Genomic DNA, 16,481 nt, shown 5'->3' on the forward strand with positions numbered 1-16,481 from the left:
TGTCTCTCGGGTCATAAGCCAATTTCCCTGTGCGGCAAAAAGCGCCGCTTCGGGAATTCGTCTTATGCCTGTCGAGGGCCCGCCGGAAGCGGGTCAGCTAAGCGTTGCGACAGGACGTCGCGCACTTAGCTTAGCCTCGACTCGGCCGCTTCAGCTTTTAGTTTTTATCCGCTGTTTTAAGGTCGATATACCCTACCGGATGGCGGAGGATGCCTTCGACGCCTTCTTTTTGCAGCTGGACTTGGTTATAGAAATGGATCGGGAAGATCGGCATTTCGTCCATCAGGATTTTTTCTGCTTCGATGAGTTTTTCCCAACGAACTTCTGAATCCGTTTCTGCTTTTGCTTCAGCGATGAGTTTATCGAATTCTTCGTTGGACCATTGTGTACGGTTCATGGAAGAATCCGTGATGAAGCTTTCAAGTGCGTTGACTGGGTCAGCGTAGTCATGCAGGAATGAGCTGCGTGACAATTGGTATTTGAATTCTTTTTGCTCTGTCAAGAAGACACTCGCTTCGACGTTTTGAAGTTCAACGTCTACACCCAAAGCGGTCTTGAACTGATCTTGCAATGTTTCGGCAATGTTTTGGTGTGATTCGCTTGTTGAGTAGGAAATCGTCACTGGCGGCAATTCATCCCAGCCTTCTTCTTCCATGCCTTCTTCAAGCAATTGCTTCGCTTTGTCAGCGTCAAATTTCACCAATTCGCCCGCTTCGTCGCGGAATTCCTGGCCGTTCGGTCCTTCAAATCCGTAAGAAACAAAGCCATATGCCGGTTTTTCACCGTTTTTCGTCACATATTGGACGATATCATCTTGGTTCACCGCATAAGCGAATGCTTGGCGGACTTTTTTATTCGTGAATGGCTCTTCTTCTACATTGTAACGGTAGAAATAAGTACCCGCTTGGTCCATTACGCCAAGTTCAGGAGAATCCTGCAATTGCTCGGACATTTCAGCTGGCACGCTCGATACGTCCAGTTCTCCCGCTTCGTACATTTGGTATTCTGTGTTCGGGTCGTTGACCATTGCCCAGTGAACTTTATCCAATTTTACGTTTTCAGCATCCCAATATTCTTCGTTCTTTTCAAAAACGAAATCTTCGTCATGGCTCCATGAAGCCAATGTGAACGGCCCGTTTCCGACAAAGCTATCCGCTTCTGTATGCCAGTCCGGATTTTCTGTAGCTGTCGCTTCGTGGATTGGGAAGAAGCTTGGGTTAGTGATGATGTTCAAGAATGCTTCTGTCGGTTCCGTCAATTTGACGACGAAAGTCTTGTCGTCTTCTGCAGAAATCGCGACGTCTTCTACAGCGCCTTCTCCGTTGTTATACGCTTCAGCGCCTTCAATGAAGTAAGCAAGGAAAGCTGCCGGAGAAGCTGTTTCCGGGTCTAGCATGTGCTGCCAAGCGAAAACGAAGTCACCGGCTGTGACCGGTTCGCCGTTTGACCAATTGGCGTCTTCACGGATATTGAATGTATACGTCAATCCATCTTCAGAGACGTCGATCGATTCAGCTGTCGCTTCGACCGGTTGAGACGATTCATCCAGGCGTGTCAAACCTTCCATCAAATTGTTCAAAGCGCCCCATGATACAGCGTTAAAGCCGATTGATGGATCGAATGAAGTCGGTTCTTCGCCGTTATTCATAAACAATGTTTTCTCCCCGCCGGAATCAGCGGACCCTTCTTCGCCTGAATCGCTGCTCGTGTCTTCTCCCGCGTCTTCGCTTGCTGTACAAGCTGCGAGAACGAACACGAACATCGCCATCAGAAACAATACGAGCCATTTCTTCATGTGTTTTCCCCCTAGTGTTTTCTTTTTATCACACTTCAACGGTCCGTAAGACTCCCACTTTTACAAGCGGGAGATTCACGGTCCCTAAAAGTCTGATTGGATCAACTAACAATCAGTGGGATAAGCCCCCCCCACTGATTGAAGTTTCTCTTTATGTGAATGCGCAAATGCGCCTCCAGCCAAATTTATCTTGCAAAAGCCTGTTCATCGATCAATTTTTGAGCCCTTGGATCCTGCAGCCAGCAATCCACTTTATGGGTTTCGGATAAAGCCGTCACTTCTGGATAGACATTCGTGCAGACGTCCATCGAAAACGGGCAGCGCGCAGCGAATGGGCAGCCGGTCGGCGGAGCGAACAGATCAGGCGGCGTGCCATCGATCGGTTTCAGCTCTCCGCCAGCCAAGTCGAGCCGTGGCACGGAAGTCAATAAGCCCTTCGTGTAGGGATGTTGCGGATTGTAGAAAATCTCGCGCTTGTCGCCGGTTTCAATCACTTTACCGGCGTACATGACCGCGATGCGATCGGCGATTTTTGCGACCACGCCAAGGTCGTGCGTGATCAAGATGATCGATACGCCGGTTTTCGCTTGGATTTCCTCGAATAGTTCCAGGATCTGCGCTTGGATTGTCACATCGAGCGCAGTCGTCGGTTCATCGGCAATCAATAATTCCGGCTCACAAATCAACGCGATTGCAATGACGATACGCTGTCGCATGCCTCCTGAGAATTGGTGAGGGTATTGCTTGAGCCGCTCATCCGGGTTCGGGATGCCGACCAGCTTGAGCATGTCGATAGCGCGCTCTTTCGCTTCCGCTTTGCTCAAGTTCTTGTGCTGTTTGACACCTTCTGTCAATTGCTCGCCGATTGTTAAAGTCGGGTTGAGCGCGGTCATCGGATCCTGGAAAATCATCGAGATGTCAACGCCTTGGATTTTGCGCATTTCTTTCTTCGATAATTTGGTGAGATCCTGTGTTTTAAAATGAACGCCTTTGGAACTGATTTTGCCTGGCGGTTGCTGGATCAAGCCCATGATGGCGTTGGATGTCACTGATTTGCCGCAGCCCGATTCCCCGACAATCGCCAAAGTTTCTCCTTTATACAAGTCGAAATTGACGCCGCGCACAGCCTGTACGGTTCCTCCGTATGTATTGAAGGTCACGTGCAGATCCTGGACGGAGAGAATGCGCTCATCTGTGACGGTTTTGCGCTTTTTCGGCTTTACAATCCTGCCGCGTTTGCCGGTATGGTCGACCGCGTCAATATCCGCCCCTTCTTCCAAGCGGGTACGGGCCAACTCTTCAGCTATCTGCTTTCCTGTCATGTCTTCACTTCCTCATCTTCGGATCGAGTGCGTCCTGCAGCCCGTCTCCAAGTACGTTAAATGCGAACATCGTCAATGAAATAAATAATGCCGGGAAGAACAAGCGCCACCAGTCGCCGGTAATGATGACCGGCAACGCATCGTTCGCCATGACGCCCCAGCTGGCAAACGGCGCCTGGATCCCAAGGCCGAGGAAGCTTAAGAACGCTTCAGCAAAAATCGCACTCGGCACCGTCAACGTCATTTGCACGATGATCGGCCCCATCGAGTTCGGGATCAAGTTCTTGCGGATGATACGCGGCGTTTTCGCACCGAACGATTTCGATGCCGTGACGAACTCATAGTTTTTCACTTGCAGCACCTGGCCCCTGACAATCCGGGCCATACCGACCCAGCCGGTGATGGTGAGCGCGAGGATGATCGTCCATAAAGACGGCCCCATCACGACGAGCAGCAAGATGACCACGAGCAAGTACGGCAAGCCGTAGAGAATCTCGATGATGCGCATCATGATGCCATCGGTTTTGCCGCCTTTATAGCCGGCGATGCCGCCGTAGACGATGCCGATAACAAAATCGATCAATGCGGCCATCAAGCCGACGAATAAGGAAATGCGCGCCCCGTACCAGGTGCGGGTAAAGACGTCGCGCCCCGCTTCATCGGTCCCGAACCAATGCGTCGCGCTCGGCGGTTGGTTTTGGTTCGGCAAGTCTTGCGTAGTGACGGAATGCGGCGAGAAGATAGGGCCGAATATCGCCATCACAGCGAGCAAAGCCAGGAAAATCAGGCCGAGCATCGCCAGTTTGTTTTGTTTCAGCCTGCGCCAGGCGTCTTTCCAATAGGAAAGCGACGGGCGGACGACGGCTTCTTTTTCATCCGCACTGTTTTCAGATGGGCGGAACCATTCATCACGGACTTGAGTCATCACACATCACCTTCTTTCTTATGGAGCTTGATGCGCGGATCCAATATGCCGTAAACGATGTCGACCAGAAACAGCATGAATATCAAGAACGCACTATAGAATACTGTAGTGCCCATGATGACCGGATAATCGCGGTTATTGATCGAATCGACAAAGTATTTGCCCATTCCCGGAATCGCGAAAATTTTCTCGATGACGAAAGTTCCGGTTAAAATGCCGGCAAGCAAAGTGCCCATGATCGTAACGACCGGCATCAAGGCATTGCGCAGCGCATGTCGCAAAACGATGCGCATCGGCTTGATGCCTTTGGCGCGCGCCATTTTAATATAATCCTGCGTCAGCACTTCGAGCATGCTCGAGCGCGTCAGGCGGGCGATGATTGCCATCGGCCCGGTCGCGAGCGCAAGCACCGGCAGCACCATATGCATCGGGCTGGTCCAGGTCGCGGGCGGGAACAGATTCCAGTTGACCGCGAGCTGCTGGATCAGCACCGTTGCGAGAACAAAGTTCGGAATCGAGATCCCGACGACCGCAAAGGCCATGGCCGCATAATCGATCATTTTATTGTGCCGCAGCGCAGCCATCGTCCCGAGAATGATTCCGGAAACGACCGCTACGAGAATGGTGATGATTCCCAGTTCGAAGGAAATCGGGAAGCCCCTTGCTAACAGTTCGTTGACGGTGCGGTTCGGGTCTTTGATCGACGGCCCGAAATCGAACGTGACAATCGACTGCATATAACTCAAGTATTGAATATGTAGTGGCTGGTCGAGTTTGTAGAAGCGCTCTAGATTCGCCTGCACCGTCTCGTTCGTGTTGCGGTCGCTTTCAAGCGGTGATCCCGGAACGGCGTGCATGAGGAAAAATGTCAGTGTCGCGATGATGAAAATCGTCACGAGCATCATCAAAAATCGTTTGAATATGTATTTGCCCATTGTTTCTTCCCCCTAACAGAACTTCGCTTGCATCGCCAGTTCTGTCATGACCAGCATGGCGCGATAAGCTTCCAGTATGTTTTGTGCTTCGTAGCGAACAATCGTCGTGCCTTCTTCAAGCCGGGTGCCAGGCATCATTGCCGCAAGCTCCGCTTCCCCGTAATTGGTGAATTCCATGCGAAGCGTCGGCTTCTCAGGCGGCACGAGCGGCTTTACGCGGTCTTTATTCTGAATCGCTTCTTGTGTTTTCTCTCGCAACAAGCGCTGCGCTTTTTTCGGATGCAGTGTTTTCACTGCAGAACGCGTCAAGGTCTCTTTGACCGCGACAGTCGTGACACCTGGAATAAGCGCTTCCGCTTCCCTGCATGCGCAGTCATCTCCCGCTACCATCAACACCGGAACGCCGTGGTAACCTGCGACATATGCATTGAATCCGAGCTCTCCGATTTCGACATCATCGATCCACATCGACCGGACGCCGAAAATCATGGCGTGCGACATGACGCCTTTCTGTCCGGCGCGCGCATGATAGCCTGCAAAAAAGGCACCTGTGTAGCTATCGTCCAAGCCTTCGACCATCGAAAATGCTTTGACACCGCCTGTTATGAGTTCCGCTTCTTCGTGGAGGTCTTCAGCGATTAAATTGTTCATCTTGGAATGGGAGTCGTTGACGAGAAAAGCTTCCGCGCCTGAATCGAACGCCCCGTGAATGATGGCATTGGCGTCGCCTGTCATGAGGCGCCGGCCCCTTTCATAATTCGCTTCTTTCGAGTCCACATATGTATAATCCGGAAGTGCCGTCACGCCTTCCATGTCCATCGATAAGTAGAATTTCATGCTGCGTATTTCCCCTTTGTTTGTCTAATTCGGAATATTTTTGAAACTTTGTATGTATTAATGTATCAATATTGTAAGAATATTTCAATATAATTTTTTATTCGATATACTTCATTCCACATGCAATTGACAATGGACAAAAACCCGAAATCGACCGCTTACTTGCTTGTTTACGATTTCCCATGCATAAATAGTGCATGGCATCACCCATGCATTTTTCGATACATCGTTGCTGAGCTGACAATTCATTTACCGGTTGCCACTCCATCCTTTTTCTAAAAGGGGCTTGGTGATTTTATAAATTCAAATAGGCATTTCTCTATTTATTTTAATTTTTAGAATATTTGGTAATTTAGTCTCATGCATTTTCTTCCAGCCCCTTATACACTGTAAATAAGTTATAAATAGTTCAACCGAACACTATAACTGGCAAACAGGGTTTCCCGACAATCAGAGAAGGAGCGGATCATCATGAATAATTTTGAAAAAGTACTGGAGATGCAATGGGGAGATCTTGCGCTGGGCGTGACGGGTTCTGCAGTCGTAATGTTGGCACTCAATTACTTCATGCTCATGTAGAAAGGAGCACCATATGATTTCCGAACATACGTAAAAGCCCTTTTCCGATAGACGGAAAAGGGCTTTTGGCTTGTTTTCTTCCATATAAAAACGCCTGCTCTCGAATTCCCGGGCAGACGTTTCTTATCCATAGGCTGTTGTATGCTTCATCATAGACCTCCATCGAGTAATTGTTTTTGCTGGGACAGCAGCTTCTCAAACAGTTCCTTATCCCCCGCGGCTAATGCCTGGTCAATCATGCGGTTGAAGTTTTCCTGCTCCAGGAACTGGATTGCTTCGGTCGCTTCTTTCTTTGTTTGTTCGTTCACTTCGATCAATTCCGCCCTTTCTTCCTTCAATATGCTCTGAAGGTGTGTATGGATATCCGAGACCAGCAATAATTGGTAGAGCGGCAAACGGATAAAGCGGTTCCCTTTTTGGAATACAAAGACTTCGGAAAGGTTTTCTACTTGGAAGGTATTCAAATTGACGATGATTTCCTTTCCTTCGACAGGGATGAAATGAAACACTTCATCGTCCTTCAGGATCGAAAAGTATTGATAGGCGAACACAAACTTGATGCGATGCCCTTCTCTCTTTGTATAAAACGGCTTCATCAGTTTTACATGCAACATCTGACTCCCCTCCTTATATTTCAGAATATTCTGCTTACATGAATCATACCATAAATTGGTCGAAACGAATAGAAATAAGTATGAATAAACGATGGCATTTCCGCTTCTTTTTCCTTCTTCGTTTACTGTATTGCCACAAATGCGTATAATAGAAGGAAATGTTTTTATTTGGGGCGATGCAGATGGCTACGGTTCTATCCTTAGCAAAACAATACGAAGATACGATCCACAATTATATGGCTGCTATCGACAAGTCGCTTCATCCTACGCGTGCGCTGGATGAGGAAATGGTTCGAAAAGCAGTCTTTTTAGTGCGCCATGACGGCGTGCAGATACATTCTTTCAATGAAGAACGCCTGCTGCTCGAAGCGAGCGTGAAAGATGCCCACTCGGTAAAAGTGGTGCTCAATTTCGGAAAACTCGCTGCCGTATGCGCATGCCCACAGGAAACAAACTGCCGTCACCGATTGGCGGTCATTTTTTCGCTTTACCAAAAAATCGACTCGCTTTCCGAATGGGTCGCGAAATGGCGTGATAAGGAGAATGAGAAATTGTCGACACTGACGAACAAACGCTCACCCGATCAATGGGAAGCACTAATCCGCAGCACGTGGCGCGAACCGATCAATGATTACGTCACGCGCAATTATTTCTATTTTGAGCAATTATACGAAGGTCGCTTGAAAAACGCCCTGTCCTTCATGCCACTCGAGCGTGAATGGAAAACTTTATATAAAACCTATGCCCACCTGATTTCATTGACCGAAGTATGGGAGACGTTCAGCGCGGGAACAAAAGAAGTGCATCATTCCTTCTTCAAAACCTGGTTTGCGGACGAATTGCATGCACTGCGTGATATGCTTGGACAATTGCGCGGCTTGCACCGCACGTTCGAATCGGACGCTTTTTTCACTCATTTGCGTGAACTGGTCCGCGAATTTGCGGAAACGAACGACGATTCGTTTTCGGAACGCTTTGAAATCTACCAGCTGTTCTGGACCGAATTATTCATCAGCCGGCGCGAACGGCTGAGCGGGCTCGATGAATTCCGCCGCCCAGATGAACGAGTCAAAGCCTTTTTCGCTTTGCTGCTCGGAAACGAAGTCTCTCCCGGCAATATTACGCCGGGCGCTGCAGCGGACTGGGTCAAACTTGCCGTGCTCGCTGAAGAAGAAGGCCATCAACAAGGGCTCTCCGCAATCTTGATGGCCATCAAGCCGCATGTCCGGACATTCCTGTTTGACGGATTGTTTACACAGTACCGCCACCACTATGTCCGCGTTTTGAGCCGCCTGTATTCATTGATCGATTTGACGGAAGAAGATTGGGAAGATTTGTTTACACAATTCGGCCATTACGGCTTGCCTGCCTATTCTGCCTACCTCGTCGAAAAAGGCATGTACAAGCAATGGGCAGAGCTTCACCAGCTGCATAATTCCCCTCTGTATTTTGCAGAGGAATGCGGATTGAAGGAAGTGCATAACGCCGCTCCTGATTTCGCGCTGCCACTATACCATCGCTATGCGCTGCAACATCTCGATGAACGCAGCCGGACAAGCTATAAACAAGCCGTCCGCGTATGGAAGAAAATGAAAGCCGCGTGCAAGAAAAGCGGACAGATGCCGTTTTGGAACGCTTATATGAATGAAATCCAACATCGCTATAAACGCTTGCGCGCACTCCAGGAAGAGATCGAGAAAGGAAAGCTGTTATGAATCAATTCCAAACCGAAGGAAGCCGTACGTATTATTTAAAAATAGAACAGTCGGATGTGTTCCGGCTTCAGGCTTATAACGACAGCGGCAACCGGATCCCTCCGGAAATCTGGTCGCCATTCCTGTTTTTCGCCGACAAGGACAGCTTTTTCGGCATGAACGTTCAAACAGATGGCTTAGACCTGTTATTGACGCCAGCCGATTTTGTCCGTTTGTTCCAGCAGGATCCCCATCATTATGTCCAGTTTTCAGGGCGCCGCCTGCAAGATGAATCTTGGCTGAAACTTGCGCGCCGCGTCGCCGACTCCTTGAACGATTCTGCCTTATGGCAGCATGTTCAAGTCGAAGATGGCGTCATTTCCATTGATTCGGCATATGGCGATGCGGAAATCCGCTCGTTCTTGACCGATACCATCGGACACCAGCTGAGCCAAAAAGGGCTCACTTCTGCCCAATTGCCGTACCTTTTGCATTTCGTCGAACATGCGGGCTGGGACGGGCTGGAACCTGCGGATGATTATGTGCTCGCGATGCAATTGACCGAACCGGACGATAGCGGCTTATGGGCATTCCGGACAGCGCTGCGCACTAAACGCGGGAGCGCTTATTGGACGCCTTCGAAACGCCGTGAAAATGAAGTGATCGAAAAAGTGCTGCCTGAAAAATGGCGTGCCCATGCGCGTGACATCCAGGAGCGCCAAAGCTTGATCCTAAGCCTATGCCCTTCTGTCGACCGCTACGAAGCGGACCAAATGTATATCGCCCGCTGGACCGATGCGGAAGTGTTGAATTTCCTCCGCAACGACGCCGACTTATTGCAGGCATTCGGCGTGGAAGTATCGATTCCTTCCTGGCTGCAAGCTGTTCAGGAATCGAAAGTGCGCGTCAAAGCGAATGTCACTTCCCCGGCGAAAAAAGCATCGGTCGTCGGCCTGGACCAAATCATCAGCTTCGACTGGAAATTCTCACTCAACGGCGTTGATTTGAGCATGCAGGATTTCGAGCAGCTAGTGACAGAAAACCGCGAATTCATCCGTGTCGGCAACGAATGGGTGCGCGTCGACTCGAATCTGTTGATGCAGCTGCGCCAGATGATCGAAGAAGCGGAAGACGCCGATTGGACGCTGAAAGATATGCTGTTCCATAATGTGCCGGACGTCATGCTCGAAGAACCGGGCGAGGAAGACGATCCGCTCGTCGAGTTCCATTTGAATAAATCTTTGAAAATCCTGCTCGATAAATTGCTCGATAAGCGCGACTTGCCGGAAACGCCATTGCCGGAGAACTTGAAGACCGAATTACGCCCTTATCAGAAGACCGGCTTTGATTATTTAACCTTCATGCGCGAAGAAGGCTTCGGTTTATGCCTAGCAGATGATATGGGTCTCGGCAAGACGGTGCAGTTAATCGCCTACTTGCTACACGTGCACAGCGAAAAGCCGAAACAGCCATCGCTCATCATTTGCCCAACTTCGGTCCTCGGCAACTGGCAAAAGGAATTGGAGCGTTTTGCGCCTGATTTGAAAGTAGCCACGCATTACGGCAGCAACCGCCCGAAAGGCCAGGCTTTCTTGGACTCGCTTGCGGCTGACCAGCCGGACGTCGTGCTGTCGACTTACGGCATCGCCTCGTCCGACAGTGTCGAAATCCAATCGATCACGTGGACGAGCATCACGCTCGATGAAGCACAAAACATCAAGAACATGTACACGAAACAATCGCGGACGATCCGCAAGTTCAAAGGACAGCATCACATCGCCCTGACCGGGACGCCGATCGAGAACCGTCTGTCTGAACTATGGTCGATATTCGATTTCATCAATAAAGGCTACCTGTACCGCATCAAGCAGTTCCAGGAAGCCTTTATGGTGCCGATTGAACGGGATGATTCCGAACAGGCCAAAGAAAAGCTGCGGCAGCGCATTCAGCCATTCTTGCTTCGCCGGACGAAAAAAGATCCCGAACTGCAGCTCAACTTACCGGAAAAGCTGGAGCAGTTGGAATATTGCCCACTCACGCCGGAGCAAGCCGCGCTGTATGAGGGGCTTGTGCAAGATACGGTGCAGAAGATGGGGACGCTCACAGGCTTCGAGAAAAAAGGCCTCGTCCTGAAAATGCTCAGCAAGCTGAAACAGCTGTGCAATCATCCGTCCCTTTATTTGAAAGAGCCGTATACGACCGCAGACGAGTTATTGCCTCGCTCCCAGAAACTCGAGCGCATCGTGACACTTGCGGGGGAAATCGCGGAACGCGGGGAGCAGTGCTTGATCTTTACGCAGTACATCGGGATGGGCCATCTGCTGCAGCAGGCGCTGAATGAATTATACGGGCATGAAGTGCCGTTTTTGACCGGCAATATGCCGAAAAATCAGCGTGATTCACTGGTTGCTGCATTCCAGAATGGGGAATTCCCGATATTTATCCTATCCTTGAAAGCGGGTGGCACCGGACTCAACTTGACGGCTGCTACGCATGTGTTGCATGCGGACCGCTGGTGGAACCCGGCTGTGGAAAACCAGGCGACCGACCGGGCATACCGCATCGGCCAGACGCAGTTTGTCCACGTCCATAAATTTGTGACGATCGGTACGATTGAAGAGAAAATCGATTCACTGCTTACGCAGAAGCAATCGATGTCGGACCAGTTTATCCAATCCAGCCAATGGATGACGGATCTGTCCGATGACGAACTAAAAGAATTGTTCACGTATAGCTTCTAAAAAATCCGGCCAGGACCCCACCTGGACGGATTTTTTCTTTTGGACAGCAATCATCAGTTTTTCTCGCCTGTGGCGAAGACCCGTTTCAGTTCTGACAGCTCCCGCTCCGCTTCAATCATGCGCTGATGAAGCGAAGCAGTCAGTTTGATCAATTGCTCCATATGGACTTCCAATTGGAGCTGAAGTTCTTTCGGCATTCCACTTGCCTCCTTATGCGTCAACTGTTCACCTGCTCAGTTTCGGGCGGCTGGAAATCGAACTCTGCACTAGAATCCGGTTCCGTCCGCTTGGGGATGAGATCGTCTGAGGGCTTTCGTTTATCGAGGAAACGTACTTGGTCGCCTATCACTTCCGTTACATAGACGCGGGAGCCATCTTCCTTATCGTAATGGCGTGATTGGATTCTTCCCGTAATGGCGACTTGCGAGCCTTTCATGCAATACTTGGCGACGTTCTGGGCTGTCCGGCCCCAGGTGGAGCAAAGGACATAATCGCTTTCGATTTCACCACGCTGGTTCCTGAAGTTGCGGGAAATGGCCACGACGAAGGTAGTATGTACACGCCCTTCCCCCAGTACCCGCATCGACGGGTCTTTCGTTAATCGACCTACAATGCCTACTTGATTCATTGATTTCACCTCCTGCCGGACAGGCCGATTCAGCTGCTGGTATATTCGCCTGCTTGCTGTCCTGCCGGTAATGAAAGCATACTAATACCACCATTTCCTTGGCAATGTGGGAAATCGCGGATTTGAAAGGATTTCGGACATCATTTGCGGAATTCTGGAAAGAGCAAAAAGTTTTTCCGAACATTTCGTTCTGTGAACTATAGTGCTTCTTGCACAGTCAGCCGGAATGCAAAATCGCCATTTTGTTGCAATGCATTTTTTCCATAGACATTCGCCGGGCATTTCCCCGCTATGCTATACTGAAAACAAAGCTTTATCTGGAGGGAATTGCATGAAAACATTCAAAATGCTGTCGCTCGCTGTTGTAGACGGAGAACAACTGGTAGATTACCCGCTCCATGACGGCCTGATCATCAACCAGGAAAATTCCCAGCGTTCATGGGTTCTTGAACTGCTGGTCGACGAAAAGCATGAAGCTGTTTTTCTCGATATGAAACAAAACGGAAAAGTGCATGACGTCAAAGTCGTCATTTCCTATCCTGGAAACGAACCGGCCACGTTTGAAGTGATCATCCATGCCGTCAAACCAATCGGCGGACATGTCTCTGTGCTGATGAAAGGGACCTTGAAACGGGCGCGCCGCAAATACGCCGAGACTTTATTGTCGGAGCTATTGGAAGACGGGCTCGAAGGAGAGGAACTGCTCGAGCGTTTTGAAACGGATATGCGGGAACGGCCGGTATTGCGCAAAGACGAAAGCAAATCCACATAACAAAACTGCCTCCGCGGCCGAATTGGCTGCGGGAGGCAGTTTTTTTCATCTTATTTTTCCTGGACTGGCCCAAGCGCGAATAAAATATCGCATTCACAAGCGATTTCGCCGTCTACTGTCGCAATGGCATGGCCTTTGCCCATAGAACCGCGCAGGCGCGTCAATTCCACTTCCAAGCGCAATTGGTCACCTGGCGTGACTTGGCGCTTGAAACGGCAATTATCAATGCCTGTAAAGAAGGCTAGGCGGCCTTTGTTCTCTTCCATCTGAAGAACGGCAGCTGCTCCGACCTGTGCCAGCGCTTCAACGATCAAGACGCCCGGCATGACAGGATATCCCGGAAAATGGCCGTTAAAGAAATCTTCATTGGCGGTGACGTTTTTCAGCCCGACCGCTTTTTTCCCCGCTTCGATTTCAACGATCCGATCGACCATCAAAAAAGGATAGCGGTGAGGCAAAATTGCCTGTACTTGTTCTGTCGTCAACATATGTTCCATTCCCTTCTTCACGTTCTGTTCATCTCAAGATTTTGTCGCTGCGTAATCAAGTGACGCCGCGCATGATGTCGAAAATGTGCTGCCACGTTTCCCATTTCAGTGCATCTCCTGCATTGCCGTCTCCAATGACGCCGTATCCGATCATAGCGCCCAGTGCTGCCATAACGACGAGAAGCGCAATGACCAGGAGGATGCGCAGCCAGATCGGAAACATGCGGATTTGCACCCAACGTGTTTTCTTTTTCGGCTTGTCGGTTTGCGTATTCGGTTTATCTGGCTGAGTCGAGCCAGCTTTTCGTGATTGTGCCATTGCTATGTCAACCTTTCTTCTTTAAATGCCCAATGCCCTACAAGTTTCTTCACTATCTGCCATTATACTAAAAAGCCTGGGCTGTGGAACAAAAATTTGAATTTTATCTCCTTGAACGGAAAATACCCTGTTTTGCTTCAAGCATTTTCCCGGTTCCAAGAACGACGCATTCTTTTGGATGTTCCGCAATGGCGATCGGGATGCCAAGACGCTCTGCCAGCAACCGGTCCAATCCGCCAAGCAAAGCACCTCCGCCAGTCAACACGCCGCCACGGTCGATGATATCCGCTGCCAGTTCAGGTGGTGTTTGTTCAAGCACCGTTCGCACACCTTCTGCCACTAACTCGACCGATTCATGCAAGGCTTCCGTAATCTCCTGGGCTTTCAATGTAATGGTCCGTGGATAGCCTGTCAGCATATCCCGTCCGCGAATGTCCATCGTGGCTTCCTGATCGCCGCTGAGCGTCCCGAATTCCACTTTCAGTTTTTCAGCTGTCCGTTCCCCAATCAGCAATTTGTATTTTCTCTTTATGTAATGGAGTATATCCAAGTCGAAATGATCGCCTGCCACTTTCAAGGTTGTACTTTTAACGATTTCACCCATCGACAAAACCGCAATATCGGAAGTTCCCCCACCAATATCGATAACGAGGCTCGCATCCGACTGATAAATATCAAGTCCTGCCCCGATCGCCGCAACTTTCGGCTCCACTTCGACATAGACTTTTCGCGCGCCGGCTTTTTCAGCCACTTCGCGAATCGCTTTCTGTTCGATGCTCGTGATATTTGCTGGGCAGCAGATAAGGATGCGCGGCTTCATCATAAACCCTTTCAGTTTCAATACTTGGATAAAATGCTTGAGCATCAATTCCGTGATATCGAAATCATGGATGACGCCATCTTTCAATGGGCGGATCACCGCAATATGCTGGGGTGTGCGCCCCATCATCTTCTGGGCTTCCGTGCCGACCGCGATCAGTTCATTGGATTTTTTATCGACTGCTACTACGGACGGCTCGTTTAAAATGATGCCTTTGCCTTTTACATAGATCAGCACATTGGCTGTTCCGAGATCGATGCCTATATCTTTCGAAAACATTACGCCGTCCCCTTCCTGTATTCTGCGATGTTGATTGAACTTTGATTTTCCAAGCTTACATTTCCATTAGAATTGTCTAGTTAAAATCTTATCATAATCCTGCAACGACTGACAAAATTCTCCGAAAATACTTTCAGCTCGTTTTTCTACGAAAAGAGCCTGCCGCTCAATTGTGCGGCAGGCTCTTGATCATATGAAGTATGAGTCCTGATGAATTAAACCATTTGCTCTTCTTTTACTTCGCTTGTTTCAGTCGATACGCGTTCAATGTCTGCTCCTAGAGCTTCCAGCTTCAAGTGGAAATCAACATATCCGCGGTCTAGATGATAAAGCTCGTGTACACGTGTAATGCCTTCAGCAGCAAGTCCAGCCAAGATCAATGCAGCAGCTGCACGAAGATCTGTCGCTGATACTTGAGCGCCTTGCAATTTAGAAGGGCCTTCCATAATCACTGAACGTCCCTCAATCTTAACGGATGCATTCATGCGGCGGAATTCTTCAACGTGCATGAAGCGGTTTTCAAAAACAGTTTCAGTCAGGATGCCGTTGCCTTGTGCAGTCAGCATCAATGACATCATTTGCGATTGCATATCTGTCGGGAATCCTGGGTGCGGCATGGTCTTGATGTCGATGGAACGAAGCGGACGTGTCGCACGGACGCGCAAGCCTTCATCCGTTTCTTGGATATCGACTCCCATTTCGCCCATTTTCGAGATCAATGCAGCCATATGTTCCGGAACGGCGTTTTCAATGATAACGTCGCCTTCTGTGATGGCAGCTGCCACCATGAATGTCCCTGCTTCTACACGGTCAGGAATGATTGAGTGATGCGATCCGTGAAGTGTCTCAACGCCTTCGATACGCATAGTATCCGTACCAGCGCCTTTGACGTTTCCGCCCATTTCGTTGATATAATTCGCTAGGTCAACGATTTCCGGCTCTTTTGCTGCGTTTTCGATGATCGTTACCCCATCTGCAAGCGCTGCGGCTGACATGATGTTCTCTGTCGCACCGACACTTGGGAAGTCGAGGTAGATTTTAGCACCGCGTAAACGGCCATCCGTTTTTGCTTCAACGAAGCCGTTTCCGAAAGTGATGTTCGCTCCCATTGCTTCAAAGCCTTTTAGGTGCTGATCGATCGGACGAGATCCGATGGCGCAGCCGCCTGGCAAAGCGACACGGGCAAATCCGTTGCGTGCAAGTACAGGTCCCATGACCAGAATCGATGCACGCATTTTGCGGACATATTCGAACTGTGCTTCACTCGATAGTTGTGAAGATGCATCGATGTGCATCTCGTTTTTCTCCGGGAAATACTCGACTTCTACATTCAGGCTTCTCAATACTTCCTGAATAGTGTAGACGTCTGCAAGATTCGGCACTTCCGTAATGAAGCTTTTTCCTTCACTTGCAAGAAGCGCGCCTGCCAATACTGGCAGTACTGCGTTCTTCGCTCCTTCTACCCGTACTTTCCCTGTTAATTTCTTTCCGCCTTTAACGATGATATGATCCAAAGCATAGCCCTCCATGTGTTTAATAGTCCCTAATTTATACAGCTCTCACGTATATTTTCTCATTTAATAATCTCTGTAGTTTATGGTAGTAAAAAATGAAAACCTTATCTATAATACCTTGTTTTTTGATAAGAAACAAGCATTACAAGGCTTTCTTATCAAAAACTCAATATACCCCATGTTGTTCGCATGCATAGGTATTTTTATGTCCGTAGCGCA

15 protein-coding genes are annotated in these 16,481 nt (G+C 49.4%); 3 read left to right on the top strand and 12 right to left on the bottom strand.

The window, feature by feature from the left end:
* Positions 1-157: 157 nt before the first annotated feature.
* From DFR62_RS04655 to DFR62_RS04680, 6 genes are all read right to left on the bottom strand, one after another.
* Positions 158-1,795, bottom strand: coding sequence for a peptide ABC transporter substrate-binding protein (locus tag DFR62_RS04655; protein ID WP_121298311.1), 1,638 nt, complete (start codon positions 1,793-1,795; stop codon positions 158-160).
* Between the two features lie 185 nt (positions 1,796-1,980).
* Entirely contained in the window at positions 1,981-3,117 is a 1,137-nt protein-coding gene (locus DFR62_RS04660; protein ID WP_121298313.1) for an ABC transporter ATP-binding protein, read from the bottom strand.
* A 4-nt stretch (positions 3,118-3,121) separates the two neighbouring features.
* Complete coding sequence (locus tag DFR62_RS04665) at positions 3,122-4,042, bottom strand: ABC transporter permease (RefSeq protein ID WP_121298315.1); 921 nt, start codon at positions 4,040-4,042, stop codon at positions 3,122-3,124.
* Positions 4,042-4,977, bottom strand: coding sequence for an ABC transporter permease (locus DFR62_RS04670; protein ID WP_058382981.1), 936 nt, complete (start codon positions 4,975-4,977; stop codon positions 4,042-4,044). The genes DFR62_RS04665 and DFR62_RS04670 overlap by 1 nt, the downstream gene beginning before the upstream one ends.
* A 12-nt stretch (positions 4,978-4,989) precedes the next feature.
* Positions 4,990-5,814 (bottom strand): M55 family metallopeptidase, encoded by an 825-nt coding sequence (locus tag DFR62_RS04675; protein ID WP_121298318.1) that lies wholly within the window; start codon positions 5,812-5,814, stop codon positions 4,990-4,992.
* Positions 5,815-6,542: 728 nt separating this feature from the next.
* Entirely contained in the window at positions 6,543-7,007 is a 465-nt protein-coding gene (locus tag DFR62_RS04680) for a hypothetical protein (RefSeq protein WP_058382979.1), read from the bottom strand.
* 182 nt (positions 7,008-7,189) lie between these two features.
* Between DFR62_RS04680 and DFR62_RS04685 the strand changes: the two genes are divergently transcribed.
* Positions 7,190-8,722: a hypothetical protein gene (locus DFR62_RS04685; RefSeq protein ID WP_121299500.1), complete on the top strand. Its 1,533-nt coding sequence runs from the start codon at positions 7,190-7,192 to the stop codon at positions 8,720-8,722.
* Positions 8,719-11,442, top strand: a complete 2,724-nt coding sequence (locus DFR62_RS04690) for a DEAD/DEAH box helicase (RefSeq protein ID WP_121298320.1) — start codon at positions 8,719-8,721, stop codon at positions 11,440-11,442. The genes DFR62_RS04685 and DFR62_RS04690 overlap by 4 nt, the downstream gene beginning before the upstream one ends.
* A gap of 53 nt (positions 11,443-11,495) precedes the next feature.
* Here DFR62_RS04690 and DFR62_RS17340 read toward each other — a convergent pair whose 3' ends face one another.
* Entirely contained in the window at positions 11,496-11,639 is a 144-nt protein-coding gene (locus DFR62_RS17340; RefSeq protein WP_167358041.1) for a hypothetical protein, read from the bottom strand.
* 20 nt (positions 11,640-11,659) lie between these two features.
* Positions 11,660-12,070 (bottom strand): single-stranded DNA-binding protein, encoded by a 411-nt coding sequence (locus tag DFR62_RS04695; RefSeq protein WP_121298322.1) that lies wholly within the window; start codon positions 12,068-12,070, stop codon positions 11,660-11,662.
* A gap of 331 nt (positions 12,071-12,401) precedes the next feature.
* Here DFR62_RS04695 and DFR62_RS04700 point away from each other — a divergent pair, with 331 nt between their 5' ends.
* Entirely contained in the window at positions 12,402-12,842 is a 441-nt protein-coding gene (locus tag DFR62_RS04700; RefSeq protein ID WP_121298324.1) for a YwpF family protein, read from the top strand.
* 50 nt (positions 12,843-12,892) lie between these two features.
* On the opposite strand, the gene fabZ is transcribed toward DFR62_RS04700, so the two are convergent.
* The 4 genes from fabZ to murA form a co-directional block, all read right to left on the bottom strand.
* Positions 12,893-13,330 carry a 3-hydroxyacyl-ACP dehydratase FabZ gene (gene fabZ / locus DFR62_RS04705; protein ID WP_101191249.1) on the bottom strand — a complete coding sequence of 146 codons (438 nt, stop codon included), beginning with the start codon at positions 13,328-13,330 and terminating at the stop codon, positions 12,893-12,895.
* Between the two features lie 55 nt (positions 13,331-13,385).
* A complete protein-coding gene (locus DFR62_RS04710) occupies positions 13,386-13,649 on the bottom strand; it encodes a DNA-directed RNA polymerase subunit beta (protein WP_121298326.1) in 264 nt (87 codons plus the stop codon).
* Between the two features lie 103 nt (positions 13,650-13,752).
* Entirely contained in the window at positions 13,753-14,748 is a 996-nt protein-coding gene (gene mreB / locus DFR62_RS04715) for a rod shape-determining protein MreB (protein WP_121298328.1), read from the bottom strand.
* A 215-nt stretch (positions 14,749-14,963) separates the two neighbouring features.
* Positions 14,964-16,262, bottom strand: a complete 1,299-nt coding sequence (murA, locus tag DFR62_RS04720) for a UDP-N-acetylglucosamine 1-carboxyvinyltransferase (RefSeq protein WP_121298330.1) — start codon at positions 16,260-16,262, stop codon at positions 14,964-14,966.
* Positions 16,263-16,481 lie beyond the last annotated feature (219 nt).

Origin of the sequence: Planococcus citreus, assembly GCF_003664125.1 — a bacterium.
Lineage (GTDB): Bacteria > Bacillota > Bacilli > Bacillales_A > Planococcaceae > Planococcus > Planococcus citreus.